The following is a 20531-nucleotide window of genomic DNA, read 5'->3' on the forward strand; positions in this document are numbered from 1 at the left end:
ATAATTTCCTTTTTAATGCTGAACGTTACTACTTAAGAAACATTATCGAAATTAGAAACTATTATTTCCACAATGCCCAGACAGGTGTAGCCCCATCAGGTAAAATTAAATTACGACCAAGATCGGACCATTTATTCGGCTGATGAAAGTCAGAGCCCGTTGATGCATGTAAATTATATTCTAAGCAGTAGTTTAACATTATTTGTCGCTGTTGGGGATTCATTTGCGGTAAAACAACTTCTAAAGCATCGCCTTGGCTTTCCTTAAAATGCACAATTAACCGTCTTAACCATTTTGCCGATAAATCATAACGAATTGGGTGTGCCATAACAGCAGTGCCTCCAGCAGCATGTATAACCTCGACGGCTTCTTCAATAGAACACCACAGCGGCTTCACATAAGCTTTTTGAGTATTACGACCTTTTTTACCTAAATATAGATCAAAGGCTTTTTGCATGGTGGCAACATGTCCTTGCTGAAAGAGTACCTTAGCAAAGTGTGCTCGAGTTATTGTTCCTGTGCCTGCGAGTACTTTAGCATCATGATATACATCAGGAAAACCACAGTTAGCTAGCTTTTCGCCTATCGTTATAGCTCGCTGTTCTCGTGCTTGTTGTTGTGAAGTAATTAAGGATTGTAACGCTAAATTATTTTTATCAAAATTAAGACCGACAATATGAATCTCAAAACCTTGCCAAGCAGTAGAAATCTCAATACCTGTGATTAATTTTAATGGAATATTATTTTCCATTATATAATCTTGCGCTATATTAAATCCTTCAATTGTATCGTGATCTGTAATAGCTAAAACATCTATTTGATAGTTAACAGCCCTATCTATCAAGGTTTGTGGCGATAAACTTCCGTCAGAACAATGGGTGTGACAATGTAAATCAATACGGCCATGAGAAAAACCGTCGGTTTTTTCAATTAAAAAAGGAAAATCAGTGGTTGACAGCAACGCCATAATAAGGTCTTCTATAGGAACTTTTTTGTAAGTCGATTTAAAATTGACTTAATGAAATGACAAGTTTACTGATAAGAGCAAAATAATGATACAAACAAAACAATTTAATTTAACAAATACCCAACTCCGTTGGTGGTGGCATAACTCTACATAAGTGGGTTGTGATAATTGCGTGTGTCTTACGATAAGCTAACAAATTAAAAGCTAAAGTAAATCAAAACAAATTTCAAAACCCGCTAGAACTAGCGGGTTTTCTGCTTTTTAAAGCCTTACGTTTATTAGCAGTAATTTGTAAAATATGCTGTTAATACTATTTTAACAATAACGAATAAGAGAAAAGACAATGAATAAAACAAGAACATGGTTTCTTTGGTGGCTTCAACCAATTTATGCAGGATGACACTCTAAAAATAACCAATGAAAAAAGAAGATACAAATGACAAAGTTTAATCAAAGTACCTACGACCAAGCTACCGCAAGTGTTTGCACCTTAACGGATAACGCTAATTATCAAAGCGACCCATTAAGTGTTTATCAATTGCTTTGCCACGATAAAAAAAATAATTTACTCCTAGAATCCGCAGAAATAGATCAAAAGCATTTATTAAAAAGTCTATTACTTGTTGATGCTGCATTAAAAATTGTTTGTAATGACAATGTTGTTACTTTTACCGCTTTAACACACAATGGCCAAACAGCATTACAATTTGCCGCGGCTCAATTGCAAAACCATGCAAAACTTACCTTGTGTGAAAAGAATCAAATATTAACCGCTACTTTTCCTGATACACCTACTGAGCTTGATGAACAATCTCGATTAATGGCAATAAACCCATTCGAAAGTTTGCGTTTATTTAATCGTATAGAGAATAGCGATAATCATCACTTTGCTATTTTTCTTGGGGGAGCATTCGCCTTTGATATGATCAGCATGAGCGAGACCTTACCCAAAGTTCCAGATGGCGAAAATACCTGCCCTGACTTCGTTTATTATTTGGCTGAAACAGTTGTTGTGATTGATCATGAAAAAAGAAGTACTGAAATCATCGCTAATCTATTTTCTTCATCAAGTGAAGAAAATAGTATGCAGGCTGATCCAACAGAATCAGCTGAACGTATTGCCCATATAAAGCAGCTATTATCAAAAAACATTACCACTGAATCGATTCTTCCTTTAATTGAAAGGAATGACTCGAATTTTAATGATGCGCAAGTTGTCTCTGTTGATATTAGTGACGAACAATTTTGTAAAAATGTTGAGACGTTAAAAGAAAACATTCGTGCCGGAGATATTTTCCAAGTGGTACCTTCTCGCACTTTTTCGTTACCTTGTTTAGATAGTATCGCGGCTTATCAAGCATTAAAGCTGAGTAACCCAAGCCCTTATATGTTCTACCTTAAAGATAGCGACTTTAGTATGTTTGGTGCTTCTCCTGAGTCGGCTATCAAATATCAACAAAACTCTCCTGAAGGAAAGCGACAAGTTGAAATTTATCCTATCGCCGGCACTCGTCCACGAGGGCTAAATGCTGATGGTAGTATCTCATTAGATTTAGATTCACGAATAGAGTTGGAGTTAAGGCAAGATAAAAAAGAATCTGCTGAGCATATTATGTTAGTTGATTTAGCACGTAATGATATTGCGCGTGTTTGTAAAGCTGGCACTCGTTATGTTGCCGATTTATTAAAAGTAGATCGTTATTCCCATGTAATGCACTTAGTATCACGTGTATGCGGTACTTTACTAGAAGAGCTTGATGCTTTACATGCTTATCAAGCGTGTATGAATATGGGAACCTTATCAGGTGCGCCTAAAGTAAAAGCAACCTCTCTAATTAGAGAAATTGAAGGCAAGCGTCGCGGTAGTTATGGTGGTGCTGTTGGCTACTTAACTGGCGAAGGTGAAATGGATACCTGTATTGTTATTCGATCAGCATTTGTCAAAAACAACATCGCTCATGTACAAGCAGGTGCAGGTGTTGTTTATGATTCTATCCCTCAAGCGGAAGCTGATGAAACTAAACAAAAAGCACAAGCGGTTATTAACGCGGTACTGACATCAAATGAATCACTCGCTCAAGGAGTGAACTAATGACTTTAGCTAAAAATAAAAAAACGACTGTTAACAAGAGAAACACAAAACTTTTTATGCTCGATAATTTAGACTCTTTTACTTATAACTTAGTCGATGAATTTCAATGCCTAGGTTTTGAGCCGACCGTTTACCGAAATACGTTAAGCAGTGATTTTATATTCAACAAGATGCTTGAACACACTAAAAAAACTGGCGAAAAAGTTATTTTAGTATTATCACCTGGACCAGGCGAACCTAAAAAAGCTGGCTGCTTAATGGCATTAATCAAGTTATGTGCGGGCAAAATTCCAATGATTGGTATTTGTTTAGGACATCAAGCATTAATTGAACATTATGGCGGCACCGTTGGGCGTGCAGAAGAAATAGTACACGGTAAGTCGTCACCTATTACTCACTGTGCTAGTGGCGCTTTTGCTAATATTCCTAATCCATTACCGGTTGCTCGTTATCATTCACTCGTTGGCATTAAAGTACCAGACTCTTTAACTGTCATTGCCGACTACAACAATATGCCGATGGCCATTTGCCAAGAAAAGGATGCGATATTAGCATATCAATTTCATCCAGAATCTATTTTAACAACTTTTGGCTCTACATTATTAGCGCAAAGTTTTGATTATTTACTTACCTTGAGTGAAAACCTAAGCACTAAAGCGCGAGGAGTATAACATGACGAATATATTAGCAACCTTAGTTGACGGGCAAGACCTTGATCAACAAACGATTAAAACGTTTTTTGAAGAAGTACTTAAAGGCGAAACTGACCCTATTGTACTCGCTAGTGTTCTTACTGCATTAAAGATGAAAGGCGAAACGCCCGAAGAGATTTCAGGTGCTGCTTTAGCGATAAAGAATGCTGCAACTGGCTTTCCACTTCAAGCCCACAACGTTGCTGATTGTGTCGGTACCGGTGGCGATGGTGCCAATACCATTAATATTTCAACTACCGCGGCTATTTTAGCAGCAACCTGTGGTTTAAAAGTGGCAAAGCATGGTAATCGTAGTGTTTCTAGCATGTCGGGCTCTGCCGATTTACTTGAAGCATTTGGCGTAAACCTAAATATGTCACCAGAAACAGCCAGCAACTGTTTAGATAAAGCAAATTTATGTTTTTTATATGCTCCCGCTTATCATACTGGTTTTAAACATGCTGCAAGTGTACGTAAAACCATGGGGGTACGAACACTGTTTAATATTTTAGGACCTCTAGCCAACCCTGCGAATCCTAAGGTGATGTTACTTGGCGTTTATACTCCTGATTTATTATTACCTATGGCAGAAGCTTTACAATTAACAGGTGTTGAACGTGCCTTTGTTGTTTATGGCAGTGGTTTAGATGAAATAGCACTTCATGGTGAAACCAATGTGATTGAACTTAACGCAGGAAAATTAACCGAACGCACTATTTCACCACAAGATTTTGGTTTAAAAAATTACTCCCTTGAACAAATCAAAGGAGGTACGCCGCAAGAGAATGCTGACATTATTAAAACAATTTTATCCGGTAAAGGACAAGAAGCTCACAATGCTGCAGTCATTATTAATTGTGCTGCATTGCTTTATTTACATGCCAAAGCGGATACTTTGAAAGGTGCAGCTCAACTGGCAGGCGATATATTAAAAAGTGGCAAAGGCTTAGCAACACTAGAGCAACTTGTTGTACTTTCTAACGAGGAATGTAAATAATTATGGCTAATATATTAGAAAAAATAGTTGCTGATAAGCGTATTGAAATAGATGCCCTTAAAAAATCAAAACCATTATCAAGCTTTATTGATGAGCTAAAACCAACAACGAAAGACATGTATACTGCCTTAAGGCGTACTAAAGAGAAACCTGAAGCCGGTTTTATTTTAGAATGTAAAAAAGCGTCACCATCAAAAGGATTAATTCGCCCTGATTTTGATGTAAAAAGTATTTGCCAAGTTTATGATAAATATGCAGCGGCAATATCCGTACTAACCGATGAAAAATATTTTCAAGGTAATTTTGAATACTTAAAACTAGTGACAGAAACTGTAAAATGTCCGGTACTCAATAAAGACTTTTTTATTGATACATACCAAGTACATTTAGCTCGTTACTACGGCGCAGATGCTATTTTATTAATGCTAAGTGTTCTATCAGATGAAGAATATCGAGCATTATCAGCAGTGGCTGAACAATATAATTTAGCTATATTGACAGAAATATCAACAGAAGATGAACGTGATCGTGCAATAAAGCTCAACGCTAAAATGATTGGTATTAACAACCGTAATCTACGTGATTTAAGTACCGACATTTCACGTACTTTTGATTTTGCGCCAACATTACCAGACGAAAGCATCATTATCTCAGAATCAGGGATCTACAATAACGCTCAAGTACGCGAATTAGCGCCTGCTGTTGATGGTTTTCTTGTCGGTAGCTCTTTAATGGCAATGGATAATAATGCCTATAACGATATAGACTTAGCATGTCGTAAATTGATTTTTGGCAATAATAAAGTTTGTGGTTTAACTACTCCAGAACATGCAATTGCAGCAGCACAATCAGGCGCTCGATTTGGCGGATTAATCTTTGCTGAAAAATCCCCTCGTAGTATAACCAAAGCACTAGCATTGAATATTATAAAGTCTCAACCACACTTAGACTACGTGGGTGTTTTTGTAAATCATCCCTCTTTAGAAGTCGCTAATTTAGCTAACGACTTAAAGTTAACTGCAGTTCAGTTACATGGTGATGAAGATCAAACTTATATTGATTCTCTTAAAAAGCAATTAGCTGAAAATAATAATGCTGAATGCTTAGTGTGGAAAGCACATTCTGTCACAGACGAAGTTCCTGAATTAGATGAAAGCATAGCTCACCATATACTCGATGGAAAATCTCCTGGCTCTGGTCAAGCTTTTGACTGGCAAACGTTATCTGATAGCAAACAAGATTTATCAACCAGCTTACTTGCCGGTGGATTAAATCCCGAGAATATTAATTTAGCACTAACGCAGTTAACCAATTTAGATTTATTTGGCTTAGACCTCAACTCAGGCGTTGAAGTTAGCCCAGGTATAAAATCTAGCGAAAAACTGAAGCAAGTTTTTACGCAAATAAGGAATTATTAAAATGACTAAAACAGTAAAAAATACAATCAAAGAAACACTACCGGCTTATTTTGGTGAATTTGGCGGCATGTTTGTCGGCGAATTACTTGTTCCCGCTTTAGAGCAATTAGAGCAAGCATTTATTGAATCGCAAACCGATGAAGCCTTTCTTACTGAGTTTAATAATCTACTCACTAAGTATGCAGGCCGTCCAACGCCACTAACCTGTTGTCGTAATATTGTTAAAAACCCATTAGCAAAGATTTACTTAAAACGTGAAGACTTATTACATGGTGGTGCTCATAAAACCAACCAAGTTTTAGGACAAGCCCTACTTGCTAAGCGTATGGGTAAAACAGAAGTTATTGCTGAAACTGGCGCCGGTCAGCATGGTGTTGCTACAGCTATTGCTTGCTCATTATTAGGCTTAAAATGTAAAGTTTATATGGGTGCTGTAGATTGTCAGCGTCAACAACCCAATGTATTTAGAATGAAATTAATGGGCGCTGAAGTCATTCCAGTTACCGCAGGATCTGGGACTTTAAAAGATGCTGTTAATGAGGCTTTGCGTGATTGGTCTGCCAATTATGAAAATGCACACTATTTATTAGGAACTGCCGCAGGCCCACACCCTTTTCCAACTATTGTGAGAGAGTTTCAAAAAATGATAGGTGAAGAAGCAAAAGCGCAATTCTTAGCTGAAGAAGGACGCTTACCTGATTATGTTATTGCGGCTGTCGGTGGTGGCTCTAATGCTATTGGCATGTTTAATGATTTCATTCAACATGAAGAAGTCAAACTAATTGGTGTTGAAGCTGGTGGTAAAGGTATAGATACAGACCAGCATGGTGCAACCTTGGTTGCTGGTACTAAGGGCATGTTACACGGTAATTATACCTATATCATGCAAGATAAGTATGGGCAAATTGAAGAATCTTATTCTATTTCTGCTGGGCTAGACTATCCTGCTGTAGGCCCACAACATGCATTCTTAAAAGAAACTGGTCGTGCACAATATGTTCCTATTAATGATGATGAAGCATTAAATGCTTTTCAAGCGTTAGCACAAAGTGAAGGTATTATTCCAGCACTTGAATCATCGCATGCGTTAGCACAAGCACTTAAAATGGCAGAGTCAGCAACCACAGAAACTATTTACTTAGTTAATTTATCAGGACGTGGAGACAAAGATCTTGCCCATGTTCATGCTGTTTTACACCCTAACGAGCAAACCAACGAAACGGCAAATGTTAAGCACAGAGGAGAAGCATAATGGCAGAGCAGAAACTACAGGCGGGCTATCGCTATCAACAAGCTTTTACTGATTTGTCAGCAAAACAAGAAAAAGCATTTATTCCTTTTGTGATGATTGGCGATCCAAATGCGGAACAATCGCTTAACATTATTAAAGCATTAATCGATGCTGGTGCTGATGCGCTTGAACTAGGTATTCCTTTCTCAGATCCAAGTGCAGACGGTATTACTATTCAAATGGCGGCATTGCGTGCAATAAAGTCTGATATTAATACCGATATATGCATTGATATACTTGCTAAAGTTCGTGAATATGCACCTAATATCCCTATTGGTTTATTACTTTATGGTAATTTAATTTTTGCTCGTGGTATTGATACTTTTTATGCTGATATGGCAAAGGTAGGTGTTGATTCTGTTTTAATCGCTGATTTACCTATTCGTGAAAGCTTACCATTTAGAGAAGCGGCGTTAAAACACAATATTGCGCCAATCTTTATTGCACCACCTAACGCTGATGATAGCACTTTACGCGACGTATCTTCTTATAGTAAAGGTTATACATATGTATTGAGCCGAGCAGGTGTAACTGGAGTAGATGTATTAGAAGAAAAAGTTCAAACAAGCTCGCCTGCACAAGCGTTAATCAATACATTAAATCAATATCAAGCTGCGCCACCAATCCTAGGTTTTGGTATATCTACACCGCAACAAGTTAAAGACGCATTAGCAGCGGGTGCAAGTGGTGCTATTAGCGGCTCTGCTGTAGTAAAAATAATTGAAAATAACTTAAACGATCATAAAAAAATGCTAGCGGAATTAACAACGTTCGTCATAGATATGAAAGGCGCAACTAAATAAGTCGACTCAATAAACTTAAGTAAACTCGGGAGAACAGCCTATCTATTATCGTGATTTTCAATGTTTTATCATTATTGAAAATCAAATTGAACTTTACAATAGATAGGTACTCTTACTTAATAGTTATGTTATCCCTTTAGTGTTTTATATTTTATGCGTCTATTTTTATAGATGCATTTTTTTTGCGCTTCATATCAACATTTAAACCAACCAACTGCCGAGCTAGCATCTTATTAACCGCTTAAGGTAGTTGATAGTCGAATCACTTTTATTTATAAAGCATCTAAAATAATCGATAGTTTGGGTAATAATTTTTCTTTTAAAGCAACTATAGCTTCGTCAGAATAAGGTGTTAGCGGTTGTTGACCCCAGATAGGTTTAGGCCAACTAACGTCTTTTTTATATCGTACAACATGATGAATATGTAACTGCTCGACTACATTACCCAGTGCAGCTACATTCATTTTATCCCCATCAAATACCTGAATAAGCAATTCACTTAACAAACTTGATTCATTAAGTAACTGCTGTTGCTGTTGCCAATCTAACTGATAAATGTCATTAATATCACTAACTTTAGGGACCAAAATAAACCAAGGGTAAGCACTATCATTACACAGAAGTAATTTGCATAACGGAAATTCAGCCAATTCAAAACAATCTTGAACTAATTGTGGGTGTAAACTAAAAGACTCTGATACAGGTATAACTTCTGTCATTATATATTCCTCAACGATAATTTGTTAAATATTGTCAGCTAGTGCAAACGTTACTATCTTTTATTTTTTCGGCCTCGACCCCGTGCTAATTTTTTCGCTTCACGAGCCGCAACTTTCTTTGCTTCTAGTTCAGCAAAGTGTGCATTTTCTTTTTCTATATTTTCTGGCATTTCAAAAGTAATTGCCCCTAAAGTTTTATCACGTATTTCATTAATTAAAATAACTGAAGCTTTATGCATATCAACATGACCACCACTACGAACGCAACCACGCCTGCGGCCAATTGCTTCAATTAAATCTTCTTCATGCACAGGCTGACTTGCTAGTTGATAACGTTCCATCAATCGCTCAGGATAACTTTCAAGTAAATATTCTGCTGCAAAATAAGCAATATCATCATGATCAAACGCTGTATCTTTAACAGCCCCAGATACTGCTAAGCGATAACCACTATTTTCATTAGCGATTTTGGGCCACAACATACCTGGTGTATCAAAAAGATATAATCCATCTTCTAAACGAATGCGTTGCTGACCTTTAGTAACGGCTGGCTCATTACCCACTTTCGCTTTTGCTTTACCTACCAGTGTATTGATTAATGTTGATTTTCCGACATTAGGAATCCCCATAATAACGGCATTGATTTGCTTGCCATCTTCATCTTTACTTGGCACTAATTTCTTTATTAATACAGGAATTGTTTTCGCTATCGCATTATTTTCTGTGGTTAATGCAATGGCTTTAACATTATGTTGTGATTCAAAATATTCTAGCCAAACTTTTGTTTTATCAGGATCCGCCAGATCACTTTTATTCAGTATTTTTATTAGCGGCTTATTACCCCTAATTTCAGTAATCATTGGATTTTCACTACTAAATGGCAAGCGGGCATCACACACTTCTATGACCACATCTATTTGCGGTAGAATTTCTTTAATTTCTTTTTGAGCTTTGTGCATATGGCCAGGAAACCAGTTAATTGCCATGAAAAGTCCTAATTAAGTAACAAATATATAGTGTGAATTTTAGCAAGGTTTACCTTAGGTACAAAGGTTATTCGAAAACAATGAGAAAAACAGTCTAAAAAAGTTAAACTTTTTTATTTTATTGCCGATTAAACATACAAGTCATAAAAAATAACTAAGGTATATACTCAAGTTTAATAAACTATTTTCTTGTGTACGAAGTAAGTTCGATGAATTATATAAATGATTTAGCTTATGCTAGCCATATAGCACAAGCAAAAAAACTAGCGAAAGACAAAAAACAAAAAAACAAATACAGTCAAATGGCTTTATTAGCAACTCCAAGTTCTGAAGATAACTCAGAATCTGAAATTTCACCTGAAGAATCACCTGTTATTGCAAAAGAGAATGACCGTCGTACTGGTCAGGACAGACGGAAAAATCAAGAAGAGCGTGGCCGCTATGTAGAGTCTCGTTTACAAAAAAACCGTCGTTACAAAAAAGAAGTTTCCCTGATAGTATAATTCTATCAAAGCATATAATTAGCCACCGTTTTAACAATTTTACTCTCTAAACATTAGCTAAATTGTATTTCTTACCTGTTTTTTTACTAGCTATACAATACGTTATTAATGATAATACTTAGTATTGTCATTAATAAAATAATTAATTTTTATGAGTAAAAAATTTTACGTGATCTGGAAAGGCGCCAAAACAGGTATATTTTCTACTTGGGTTGAAGTACAAAATTATACCCAAGGAAGATCTGATGCTCAGTTTATGGGCTTCCCTTCAAAAGCAGAAGCTGAAGCAGCTTTTGCATCAACTTATACTAAAGCATTAATGAAACGCTCTTTAGCCAACAAAGGTGCTGCTAGTAATAAGGTAAAAGCAACAAGTGGTGCTACAAGTAAGAAGTCATCTACGAGTAATAATAATATTTCAGCTCATGGTTTATCTAACTCAACAGCTGAAATACAAATATACTGTGATGGTGCTTGTTCACCAAACCCAGGAAAATCAGGCACTGGTATCGCAATTTATCAACAAGGTAAAATAGCCGCACTCTATTATGGTTTGTTTCAAGCCAATGGTACAAATAATACAGCTGAATTAAATGGTTTACTTTATTCGTTCAAACTCGCTAAAAAATATTTAACCAGTGTTAAGCAAGTTCAAATTCTTTCTGATTCTAAATACTCAATTGATTGCATTACCAAGTGGGCTAAAGGCTGGCAAGTTAAAGGCTGGACACGTGGCAAAGGAGAAGAAATTAAAAACCTTGAACTAATCAAAGAATGCTTTACTTTGTATCAAGAGATTAAACAGCACATCATTATTACCCATGTTAAAGGACATGCCAATATTGAAGGTAATGAGTTATCTGATCGAATGGCGGTATTAGCTAGGTTACAAAAACAAGAAACACTTGTTAAATACCAAGGTGAACTTGATATAAAAACTATTTTAGCGATGGAATCTGGCTAATAATGTCAATTATTTTATTCGTTATCACCCTTATTGTTATTTCAGCTATTTTACTAACCAAAAGGTTTAATTTACCTAGAAATATCAGTTTGCTTTTTATCGCACAGCCGCTAGTAACTTGTTCTGCACCTATTATTGTTTTTATTGGTGGTTTATTAGCAAGTGAATTAACGACTGACGCTTCATTGGCTACACTACCTATTAGTTTAATGATATTAGGTGTGGCTGCAGGATCAATTCCTGCGGCAATGATTGCTAAAGTAAAAGGACGCAAGTTTGCTGTATTTACAGGGTTTAGCTGCCTTTTAATTGCAGTATTACTGGCTATTTTAGCAACCAAATTAGCATTATTTGAAATATTTTCTCTGGCAAGCTTCTTATTTGGTATTGGTGGCTCTTTCACACAACAGCTAAGATTTGCCGCGATAGAAAGTAGTAATAACGAAGAAGATATCCCCAAAGTTTTATCCATTTTAATGTTAAGTGGTGTGTTTGCTGCTTTTTTAGGGCCTGAAATAGCCGTAACAGCTAAAGATTGGTTTAGCTCACCTCATGGTTATGTTGGTTCATTTTTTTTACTCGGTTTATTCATTTGCTTAGCTACTCTTATTATGTTCTTTTTCGAAGAGCCTGAAATAAAAGAAACATTAAAATCCGGAGAAACAAGAGCGTTATCTGTTATTGCTAAGCAGCCTATTTTTCTTGTTGCCATCAGTACCGCGACAATAGGTTATGCACTAATGAGTTATTTAATGACTGCAACACCATTAAGTATGCATCACATGCAAGGACATAGCTTAAATGAAACTAAATGGGTAATTCAAAGCCATATTGCTGCTATGTATCTTCCTTCCTTGTTCGCTCCTTGGTTAGTCAAAAAAATAACATTAAAAGGCTTATTAATGACAGGCACGACTATTTATCTTCTTGTCACTCTCATTGCCTTTTCAGGCCAAAAAGTAATACATTATTGGTGGGCATTAATTTTATTAGGTATTGGATGGAATTTTCTGTTTTTAACCGGTACTTCTTTATTACCGCAAAGCTATAACGCTTGTGAACGCCATAAAGTACAAGCAACAAATGATTTTGTTTTGTTTGGCTTTCAGGCATTTGCCTCATTAATGGCTGGCTGGGTATTATTTGTTGGTGGTTGGAATTATGTGGTACTAACAAGTCTCCCTTTAATTGCCGTATTATTTATAATAAACATTATTTATTTTCGACATAAAATTTAACTTAGTTAGGAGTATCTTATGAGTGGAACAACAATGCTTGTTGTCATTGTGTGTGTGGTGAGTGGCGTATTATACAAAATGTATAACAGATATTTAGAATTTAAATCAAAAACGCTAAATCAAAATAAAGCTTATGGGGAAGAAAATGATCAATTAGCAATACAAGTTAGTAAATTAACTGAACGCGTACAAGTACTTGAAAAAATTGTAACTGATGAAGGCTATCAAGTTCAAAAAGATATCAAGAATTTATAACGGTTTATCTTATGCAATTAATCATGAAAACTGAATTTGATAACCTTAGAACGAATGACCTGCATAGTTATGACAGTGATTCCAATGGTAACAAACAAGTTGTGAAAATTTATTGTGGTGAGCAACTGATTGCTAAAAAACTAACACAAAAAAAATCGGTTCGGTATTTTGGTATTAACGACTATAAAAAATACTTAACACCAGAGTCATAAAAACTAAAGTGTTAAGTATTGTTAATTAATAAGCGTTACTTTTTCAACATTGATTTTAAATCAGCAAATGGATTGTAAGTAGCGGTATCTTGATTAGTATCCCCTGCTTTTACTTCAGTTTGATAGTTAGCATGTTCTGTGTATTTGGCATGCTCATTATCATGACAATAAATGCACAATAACTCCCAGTTACTTCCATCATTAGGATTATTTGTATGATCATGATCCATATGATGTACAGTTAACTCCTTTATGTTGGAGTAGACAAATTCACGCGCACAACGCCCACATACCCATGGATACAACTTTAAAGCACGATCACGATACCCTTGTTCTTTTTGCTTATAATTGGCACTTGTGCCAAATCTATCTGAAGACATAATAACACTGGAAATAAGTAAATAATAACGTCATTGTATTGCTAAGTTAAAACCTTATCAATGACTCTTTCGTGGGTGATTAACCAATAACGTCATTACTATTATTAAATTTTTTCTGAATTCTGTAACTGCTCTAGCGTTTTACCATGAGGCACAGGTTTTCGAGTTTCAGGGTCAACTTTTACAAAAACAATATCATCCGCTAAACAAATTGTTTTTTTCGTTGCTTTATTACGCACTAAACACGTAATGGTTATTGAAGTAGTCCCTACTTTTTTAGTTTCTAAACCAAACTCAACAACATCACCTTGTCTTGCTGCTGAATCAAAACTAATAGCACCAATATGCTTAGTCACTAAGCAGTTGGTTTCTAGTCGACACATTGAATAAATGGCCGCTTCTTCATCTATCCATTCAAGGGCACGACCACCAAATAAGGAATTGGCATAATTCAAATCATTAGGCATTACTAAACGACGAGAGAAAAACTTCATAAACAACCTTTATAGGTTAAAATTAAAAATGTGAATTTTCATTATAACGGCTATTAATAAGCAGCTCTAGTTAATTATTATAACATAAATTCATATACTTATATTATAATAAAAGTTTCTGTTAGCTTAGTTAAAATATAACTCGCTTTTATTTATTATTAAATATTATGAAAAAAATATACTTTTAAATTTATCTGCCATATCAACAAATTTTTCTTTCATTGTTCTTCTTACTGTTATATCGATTCCACTAAAAATACAAATCCCTTCAATAATAATTGTTGGTACAACAACATTGGGATTTACTTGAGTAGATGTTTGATAGTCAACACCACCAAAAATACAGAAGGCTTTAGAAACAACATTAACATTTTCAGGTATATAAATATCACTGCCACTAAATAGGCTAAATATTTTTATACGAAGTTCATTTTGTGTAAATTTCGCATCAGTTAAGTCTATATCACAACCACTAAAAATGCTTAGCGCACGAATTTCTTTTGGTACAGTCCAAACGCCGCCGCGTTTATTACCGCTAAACACGTTAATCATATACTCAACATCTTCTGTTTCACCAGAAACAACATTGGGCGCTAAGCCTTGCTTTTTATTTTCAACAAAAGCTTTATCAACGGTTAAAGGTAAATCTTCTGTCAGTTCGATCAGTGCTTGATTACATTGTAGTTCCATAGCTTGATCTAAACGTCGCTCGAAAGCTTCATACGATAATTCACCATGACTATAATTCATAATTAATTGATCAATAACTTCACTGCGCACTGTTTCTGTAGGTCGATCTTCTAAAATAACTGACATGTTAGTTCCCTTTGTTATTATTTGATGATTAAAAACATCTATATTGCTTTAACAAGCAAGTGCCAGGCCAATAAAATATCACTTAGAATACAATAAGATAAAAATAAGTAGGATAACTATAACGTAAATTAAACGAGATATTAGTAAAATACACCAGAAGTTAGTAAGTTTATGTAGTAATACGATTTTGGATAGAGTACTGTTATAAATAAAGGCGACCGGACACCATATTATGTTAGATGTTATGCACTTATGAAGTAACGGGAAATAGAGTCTCTATTCTATTCAATCCACACCGCCATCCTGAACTTGATTCGGAATATGTACCAGCAGAAGTCATAAAACTTAAATTATAAATCACGAATTTTCACAGCAGGGTTTCCAGCATAAAAACTATTCGCTTCAATATTTTTAGTTACGACACTACCCGCACCAACTGTACTGTTGTCGCCAATATTTACACCTGCCAGTACAATCACGCCACCACCTAGCCAAACATTATTGCCAATAAAAATATCGTCAACATAGTTATGTTTAGCTAGTCGCTCATTAGGATCAATATCATGCGAAACAGCCAATAGTTGTACTTTTGGTCCTATAAGGCAATCAGCACCAATATTTATTTTGCTATTAGTTTCTTTTGAACCATCAACAATAGTGCAATGCGAATTAATAAAGGTTCTATCGCCAATACTAACAGTATCGCCATAATCCATATGAAAGCCATATTCAATAAATACATCATCGCCACATGAGGAAAATAAGGCTTTTAACCGTTTTAAGTTACCTTTACTTGGGCTACGCGTAAATTGACGGCACAGCTCATGAACAGATTTTCGGTGGTTTATTAATACAGGTGTAATACTATCAAAACATCTTTTCATATTTATATAAAATCAACTAGTCACAATCAATGAAGTACTGCTTTAATCGGTAATGCTTTGCATATTTCAGCCTCGACAATTAATAGCTCTTCTAAACGCTGATCGACTTCTGCTTTATCAAAGTATTCATATGCTAACTCAACAAACAGGTTTTTGTGCTTTTCTTCAGATTTAGCAATAGCGTCATATAGATCTTTATCTTTGCCTTCAGGTAAAGCTTGTGCAACTAGCCAAAATTTTTCATAGCCTCGTGCTTCAATTACTGCTGCGACTAATAATCGATCCATTAAAAAGTAACTTGTACCATTACGAAAATGTTGTCTGATTTGATTAATATAAGGATCTTTTTTATCTTGTCCCAAGGTGACATTTCGAGCAACAAGTAACTTTAGAACTTGTTTAAAGTGTATTAATTCTTCAATCGCCAAATCCGTCATTGCTCTAACCAATTTTGCTTTATCTGGGTAATGCGACAACATTGCCATTGCCATGCCTGATGCCTTTTTTTCAGCTGCAGCATGGTCTTGTAAGAAACTAGGGAAATCCGCCATAACAGCATCAATCCACTCTTGCGTGGTGTTATACTTTAATTCAAACATAAATAGTATTTCGAGAAGGTTAAATAATTAGAAAGGATTTTACAGATCAAACCCCGATTAATAAAGGATCTTATCAATACGCCCTTTATTGGTTGATTCTATTTTTAATGCATTATTAATATCTTGCCAAGCTCTAACTTTGCCGCCGATATTAATTTTTTCAAAACCAGTGCTTCTCCCCTTTTCAGGTGGAATGTTAAGAAAAGTCAACAGTTGTTGGTAGCTCGTTTCATCGCTAACATCTATCGTTAAAAGATCATCAGATCTATTTTGAAAATAATCGAATACCCCTTGCTGATGATTTTGATAACATTGAAAAAGAAAATCATCTTGCTCTATATTATCAGCTGTCAACGGCGCAAAAGTTTCATTGTAACAACGTTTTAAATATGGATTAAAACCACCATCAATCCGTTGTAAATTAACAATCATACGCTGCAATAACTGTTTTATTGAAGGTATCCAATTATCTTTGTTTCGCGTTAAATAAATAAACTTACTGTTTGGAAAATGCTTATCCAGTTTTTGGTAGTCACAAAATACGGGGGTATCGGCAATCACTTCAGCGTCACTAAAAGCGTTTGCAGTATAAGCATTATGTGCTGTTTTGAAACCTAGACCTAACATGGCTAAACATACACTCGTCGTCGCAGTTCTTGGTAAGCCGATTATAAATATCTTATTAATGGTCACTTTCTTACTCTAAATAAATAAAAATAATTATACCATTGACTAGGATCAATAAATATTAAGTCATACTTATATCTAATAGCTTACATTGATGTAAAGTGCTTTAATAAGGTAACCTCTTAATATTGCAGTATAAGAATTAAAATAGGAATTTGTATGGCAGGCCAATATGAAGAACGTGACAATATAAATTGGGAAGATTATTTAAAGTCAGGAAACCGAATTTTTATCGGCTCAGGAGCTGCGGTACCTAACGCCTTAATTGACAATTTAATCGCTAATTCAAATAAATTACATGACATTGAAACAGTACACATTTTAACTTTATCTGAAAACGTTTGGGCAAAACCTGAACATAAAGATCTTTTTAAAGTGAACAGTTTGTTTATCGGAGGAAAGAATATCCGAGAAGCGATTGCTGAAGGACGTGGCGATTACACGCCTTGTTTCATTTCTGATATTCCACGTTTATTTAATGAAAACAGTTTACCTCTTGATGCTGCATTAATTATGGTTAGCCCACCAGATGAATATGGTTATTGCTCTTTAGGTGTCAGCGTCGATGTAGTGTCAGCGGCAGTTAAAGCTGCAAAATATGTGATTGCACAAATCAACCCACATATGCCTCGTACTAATGGCCATAGTTTTGTTCATTTAAATCAAATTCATGCGTGGATAAATCAAGAACAAAAATTACCTGAAGTTATTCCTCCTGCACTCGACCGACGCACTGAGCAAATAGGTCAATACGCTGCCATGCTAGTCGAAAATGGAGCCACTTTACAAATAGGCATAGGTAAAATTCCTGAAGCCGTTTTACGCTACTTAGCTAATCATAAAGATCTAGGAATTCATAGTGAAATGCTATCTGACGGTATTATTGACTTAATGCTAAAAGGCGTGATAAATAATCGCAAAAAAACATACCATAAAGGAAAGGCAGTGGTCACCTATTGCGTAGGTAGCCAAAAAGTATATGATTTTGTTGACGGGAATCCCCACATTGAATTTTATCCTTCAGAACACGTTAACTCTCCCGTTAAAATTGCCAAAAATGACAACATGGTGTCCATCAATAGCGCAATTGAAGTTGATTTGACAGGGCAAGTGGTTTCAGACTCTATTGGTTACCAATTTTACAGTGGCATAGGTGGACAAGTCGATTTCGTGCGAGGTGCATCATTAAGTAAAGGTGGTAAACCTATTATCGCTCTACCTTCTACTACCAAAGATGGCAAAATATCACGTATTGTAGCGCATATTACCGAAGGCGGTGGCGTAGTGACTTCACGTGGTCATGTCTCATATGTTGTCACTGAATTTGGTATTGCCTCATTACAAGGTAAAAGCATTCGAGAACGTGCATTAGAGCTTATTCGTATTGCTCATCCTAAGTTTAGAGAACAATTATTAGCTGATGTCCGTAAACATTATTGGGTACCTGAATATCAAGAAAGCTCACCTAGTTCAGTGCCTGAGCTCGGGGATGTTGAGCTAAAAAAATTCAACTTTGCTAATATTGATTACATTTTACGCCCACTCTCCCCATCAGACGAACGTAAGTTGCAAGAGTTCTTTTATTCACACAATAAAGAAACTCTAATCATGCGTTACAATCATCATATAACTCAAATGACACGAGAAAAATCATGTAATTTGGTTAGCGTGAATCAACATGTAGATTTAGCCTTATGCTTTACCCGCAAAGATTATTTAGGCGAAGCAATACAAGCAGTAGCTCGGTATTATTATATTGAAAGTATTAATTCTGGTGAAGTCGCTTTTGTTATTAAAGAAAGTTTACGTGGTCGAGGTATGGCCAGTACTTTATTAGGTCAAATGATCGAGATTGCCAAAATTAGAAAGCTCGACAGTTTAGTTGCCTGTGTGCGTAGAGATAATGCCTCTATGTTAAAAGTTTTTGAAAGAGCAGGATTTGTTCGTCAACCTAGTGACGACTTTGATGAAATCAGCTTAAAACTTCCATTAAGCGAAGAAAAAGATTTAATTGCTCAATAATCAACAATTAAATAGATAGACGCTATAAATAAACATCATAGAAAATATACAATAATATTGTATTAATAAAGAACAAGCATCAAAAATTAAAGAGAAATGTATGACTATTGGAATAATTGGCCACTACCGATGTGGAGACCACCATAATTTAGGAAAAGATCATCCTGAAAATGGCAAACGTTTAACCGCCATTTCAGATCAACTAATACGAAGTGGACTTGATTATGTTGTACGACAATTTGATGCTAAACCTATTGATAAGTCATTACTCTCTTTAGCACACACGCAAAAATACATTGATTTTGTTTTCAATAATGCACCCACTTCTGAAAATGAAAATTTTGTTATTGGTGAAGATTCTGTAATGGATTCAAAAACGTTAACCTCTATTATGCTATCTGCTGGTGCTGTAATTGATGGTGTAGATTTAGTAATGGACAATACGTTAAATAGTGCTTTCTGTACTACTCGACCGCCAGGACATCATGCTGAACACGATAAAGGAATGGGATTTTGCTTTTTTAATAATATTGCTATTGCCGCAGCCTACGCAAAAAAAACATATAAGTTAAAACGAATCGCTATTGTCGATTTTGACGTACACCACGGTAATGGAACAGAAGATATTGTTAGAAATTATTTCCCTACCGTTGATGATACATCAGAAGGCGCATATTTATTTTGCTCTAGTTACCAATATCCTTTCTACCCCTTTGATATTAACGAAAGTGATACACCGCCTATAATAAATACTCCTTTAGCTGCAACAACTAAAAGCGAAGGATTCCGCAAGACTATAACTGAACACTGGCTACCGGCTTTAAACAAGTTTAAGCCTGAAATTATCTTTATTTCTGCAGGTTTTGATGCTCATATTGAAGACGAAATGTCACAAATTTGCCTAACAGAAAGTGACTACCGTTGGATAACTGATGAACTCAAGGTAATTGCTCAAGATCATGCTAAAGGACGTATAGTATCTGTATTAGAAGGTGGTTATAGTTTAAGCTCTTTGGGCAGAAGTGTTGTAGCCCACATTAATGGTTTAATCGGTAATTAGCTTAGTTCAGCTAAGCCTATAACTGCGTCGTACTTAGTTTGAATTAAATACATTAACTGATATATCGAGCTGTTAAATTATATAAATGGTTGAAGTCGCCCCTTTAAAAACGCCTTACGAAGGAATTAATTATTCTCACTGTAGGGGCGAATTAATTCGCCTAATAATGAGACATAACATAATACCAATGTTATTGGCGTGTATTGTGGTCAGGCGACTGAACTCACCTCTACAAAACGTCCTACTAAGGAGTCGAATATTATCACCGTAGGGACGAATTAATTCGCCTAATAATGAGATATAACATAATACCAATGTTATTGGCGTGTATTGTGATCAGGCGACTGAACTCACCTCTACAAAACGTCCTACTAAGGAGTCGAATATTATCACCGTAGGGGCGAATTTATTCGCCTAATAATGGGACATAACATAATACCAATGTTATTGGC

General features: G+C 35.6%; 22 protein-coding genes. 13 read left to right on the forward strand and 9 right to left on the reverse strand.

The window, feature by feature from the left end:
- Window positions 1-61: 61 nt before the first annotated feature.
- Window positions 62-967, reverse strand: a complete 906-nt coding sequence (locus tag Q4496_RS12915; protein ID WP_215972096.1) for a PHP domain-containing protein — start codon at window positions 965-967, stop codon at window positions 62-64.
- 436 nt (window positions 968-1403) lie between these two features.
- On the opposite strand from Q4496_RS12915, the gene Q4496_RS12920 reads away from it, so the two are divergent.
- The 6 genes from Q4496_RS12920 to trpA are packed head-to-tail and all read left to right on the forward strand — an operon-like array spanning window position 1404 to window position 8260.
- Window positions 1404-3059 (forward strand): anthranilate synthase component 1, encoded by a 1656-nt coding sequence (locus tag Q4496_RS12920; protein WP_215972095.1) that lies wholly within the window; start codon window positions 1404-1406, stop codon window positions 3057-3059.
- Window positions 3059-3730, forward strand: a complete 672-nt coding sequence (locus Q4496_RS12925; RefSeq protein WP_303610590.1) for an aminodeoxychorismate/anthranilate synthase component II — start codon at window positions 3059-3061, stop codon at window positions 3728-3730. Before Q4496_RS12920 ends, Q4496_RS12925 begins: the two co-directional genes overlap by 1 nt.
- A gap of 1 nt (window position 3731) precedes the next feature.
- Window positions 3732-4748: an anthranilate phosphoribosyltransferase gene (gene trpD, locus Q4496_RS12930; protein ID WP_215972094.1), complete on the forward strand. Its 1017-nt coding sequence runs from the start codon at window positions 3732-3734 to the stop codon at window positions 4746-4748.
- A 2-nt stretch (window positions 4749-4750) separates the two neighbouring features.
- Complete coding sequence (gene trpCF, locus Q4496_RS12935; RefSeq protein ID WP_215972093.1) at window positions 4751-6166, forward strand: bifunctional indole-3-glycerol-phosphate synthase TrpC/phosphoribosylanthranilate isomerase TrpF; 1416 nt, start codon at window positions 4751-4753, stop codon at window positions 6164-6166.
- 1 nt (window position 6167) lies between these two features.
- Entirely contained in the window at window positions 6168-7418 is a 1251-nt protein-coding gene (trpB, locus tag Q4496_RS12940) for a tryptophan synthase subunit beta (RefSeq protein ID WP_215972092.1), read from the forward strand.
- A complete protein-coding gene (gene trpA, locus Q4496_RS12945) occupies window positions 7418-8260 on the forward strand; it encodes a tryptophan synthase subunit alpha (protein WP_303602587.1) in 843 nt (280 codons plus the stop codon). The genes trpB and trpA overlap by 1 nt, the downstream gene beginning before the upstream one ends.
- Before the next feature lie 272 nt (window positions 8261-8532).
- Here trpA and Q4496_RS12950 read toward each other — a convergent pair whose 3' ends face one another.
- Together Q4496_RS12950 and ylqF are read right to left on the reverse strand one after the other, a co-directional pair.
- Window positions 8533-8979: an HIT domain-containing protein gene (locus Q4496_RS12950; protein WP_303602586.1), complete on the reverse strand. Its 447-nt coding sequence runs from the start codon at window positions 8977-8979 to the stop codon at window positions 8533-8535.
- Window positions 8980-9032: 53 nt separating this feature from the next.
- Entirely contained in the window at window positions 9033-9965 is a 933-nt protein-coding gene (gene ylqF, locus Q4496_RS12955) for a ribosome biogenesis GTPase YlqF (RefSeq protein WP_215972089.1), read from the reverse strand.
- Window positions 9966-10174: 209 nt separating this feature from the next.
- Here ylqF and Q4496_RS12960 point away from each other — a divergent pair, with 209 nt between their 5' ends.
- The 5 genes from Q4496_RS12960 (at window position 10175) to Q4496_RS12980 (ending at window position 13137) form a co-directional block, all read left to right on the forward strand.
- Complete coding sequence (locus Q4496_RS12960) at window positions 10175-10468, forward strand: hypothetical protein (protein ID WP_215972088.1); 294 nt, start codon at window positions 10175-10177, stop codon at window positions 10466-10468.
- A gap of 151 nt (window positions 10469-10619) precedes the next feature.
- Entirely contained in the window at window positions 10620-11432 is an 813-nt protein-coding gene (locus Q4496_RS12965) for a ribonuclease H family protein (RefSeq protein ID WP_215972087.1), read from the forward strand.
- Between the two features lie 2 nt (window positions 11433-11434).
- On the forward strand, window positions 11435-12670 hold the full coding sequence (locus Q4496_RS12970; protein ID WP_215972086.1) for an MFS transporter: 1236 nt from the start codon (window positions 11435-11437) through the stop codon (window positions 12668-12670).
- An 18-nt stretch (window positions 12671-12688) separates the two neighbouring features.
- Complete coding sequence (locus Q4496_RS12975) at window positions 12689-12925, forward strand: hypothetical protein (RefSeq protein WP_215972085.1); 237 nt, start codon at window positions 12689-12691, stop codon at window positions 12923-12925.
- 23 nt (window positions 12926-12948) lie between these two features.
- On the forward strand, window positions 12949-13137 hold the full coding sequence (locus Q4496_RS12980; protein ID WP_252727383.1) for a hypothetical protein: 189 nt from the start codon (window positions 12949-12951) through the stop codon (window positions 13135-13137).
- A gap of 35 nt (window positions 13138-13172) precedes the next feature.
- On the opposite strand, the gene Q4496_RS12985 is transcribed toward Q4496_RS12980, so the two are convergent.
- The 6 genes from Q4496_RS12985 to Q4496_RS13010 form a co-directional block, all read right to left on the reverse strand.
- The gene (locus Q4496_RS12985) at window positions 13173-13517 is read right to left on the reverse strand and encodes a YajD family HNH nuclease (RefSeq protein WP_215972083.1); all 345 of its coding nucleotides are present in this window, start codon (window positions 13515-13517) and stop codon (window positions 13173-13175) included.
- A 104-nt stretch (window positions 13518-13621) separates the two neighbouring features.
- Window positions 13622-14011 (reverse strand): acyl-CoA thioesterase, encoded by a 390-nt coding sequence (locus tag Q4496_RS12990; RefSeq protein ID WP_215972082.1) that lies wholly within the window; start codon window positions 14009-14011, stop codon window positions 13622-13624.
- A 165-nt stretch (window positions 14012-14176) separates the two neighbouring features.
- Window positions 14177-14827, reverse strand: coding sequence for a LiaF domain-containing protein (locus Q4496_RS12995; protein WP_303610591.1), 651 nt, complete (start codon window positions 14825-14827; stop codon window positions 14177-14179).
- 350 nt (window positions 14828-15177) lie between these two features.
- The gene (locus tag Q4496_RS13000) at window positions 15178-15711 is read right to left on the reverse strand and encodes a sugar O-acetyltransferase (protein ID WP_215972080.1); all 534 of its coding nucleotides are present in this window, start codon (window positions 15709-15711) and stop codon (window positions 15178-15180) included.
- Between the two features lie 26 nt (window positions 15712-15737).
- Window positions 15738-16310, reverse strand: coding sequence for a tRNA-(ms[2]io[6]A)-hydroxylase (locus tag Q4496_RS13005; protein WP_215972079.1), 573 nt, complete (start codon window positions 16308-16310; stop codon window positions 15738-15740).
- A 57-nt stretch (window positions 16311-16367) separates the two neighbouring features.
- A complete protein-coding gene (locus tag Q4496_RS13010; protein WP_303602579.1) occupies window positions 16368-17003 on the reverse strand; it encodes a sulfotransferase in 636 nt (211 codons plus the stop codon).
- Between the two features lie 153 nt (window positions 17004-17156).
- Here Q4496_RS13010 and Q4496_RS13015 point away from each other — a divergent pair, with 153 nt between their 5' ends.
- Complete coding sequence (locus Q4496_RS13015) at window positions 17157-19019, forward strand: GNAT family N-acetyltransferase (protein ID WP_215972078.1); 1863 nt, start codon at window positions 17157-17159, stop codon at window positions 19017-19019.
- A 100-nt stretch (window positions 19020-19119) separates the two neighbouring features.
- Window positions 19120-20079 carry a histone deacetylase family protein gene (locus tag Q4496_RS13020; RefSeq protein WP_215972077.1) on the forward strand — a complete coding sequence of 320 codons (960 nt, stop codon included), beginning with the start codon at window positions 19120-19122 and terminating at the stop codon, window positions 20077-20079.
- Window positions 20080-20531 lie beyond the last annotated feature (452 nt).

Source organism: Colwellia sp. 5_MG-2023 (assembly GCF_030547795.1).
GTDB lineage: Bacteria > Pseudomonadota > Gammaproteobacteria > Enterobacterales > Alteromonadaceae > Colwellia.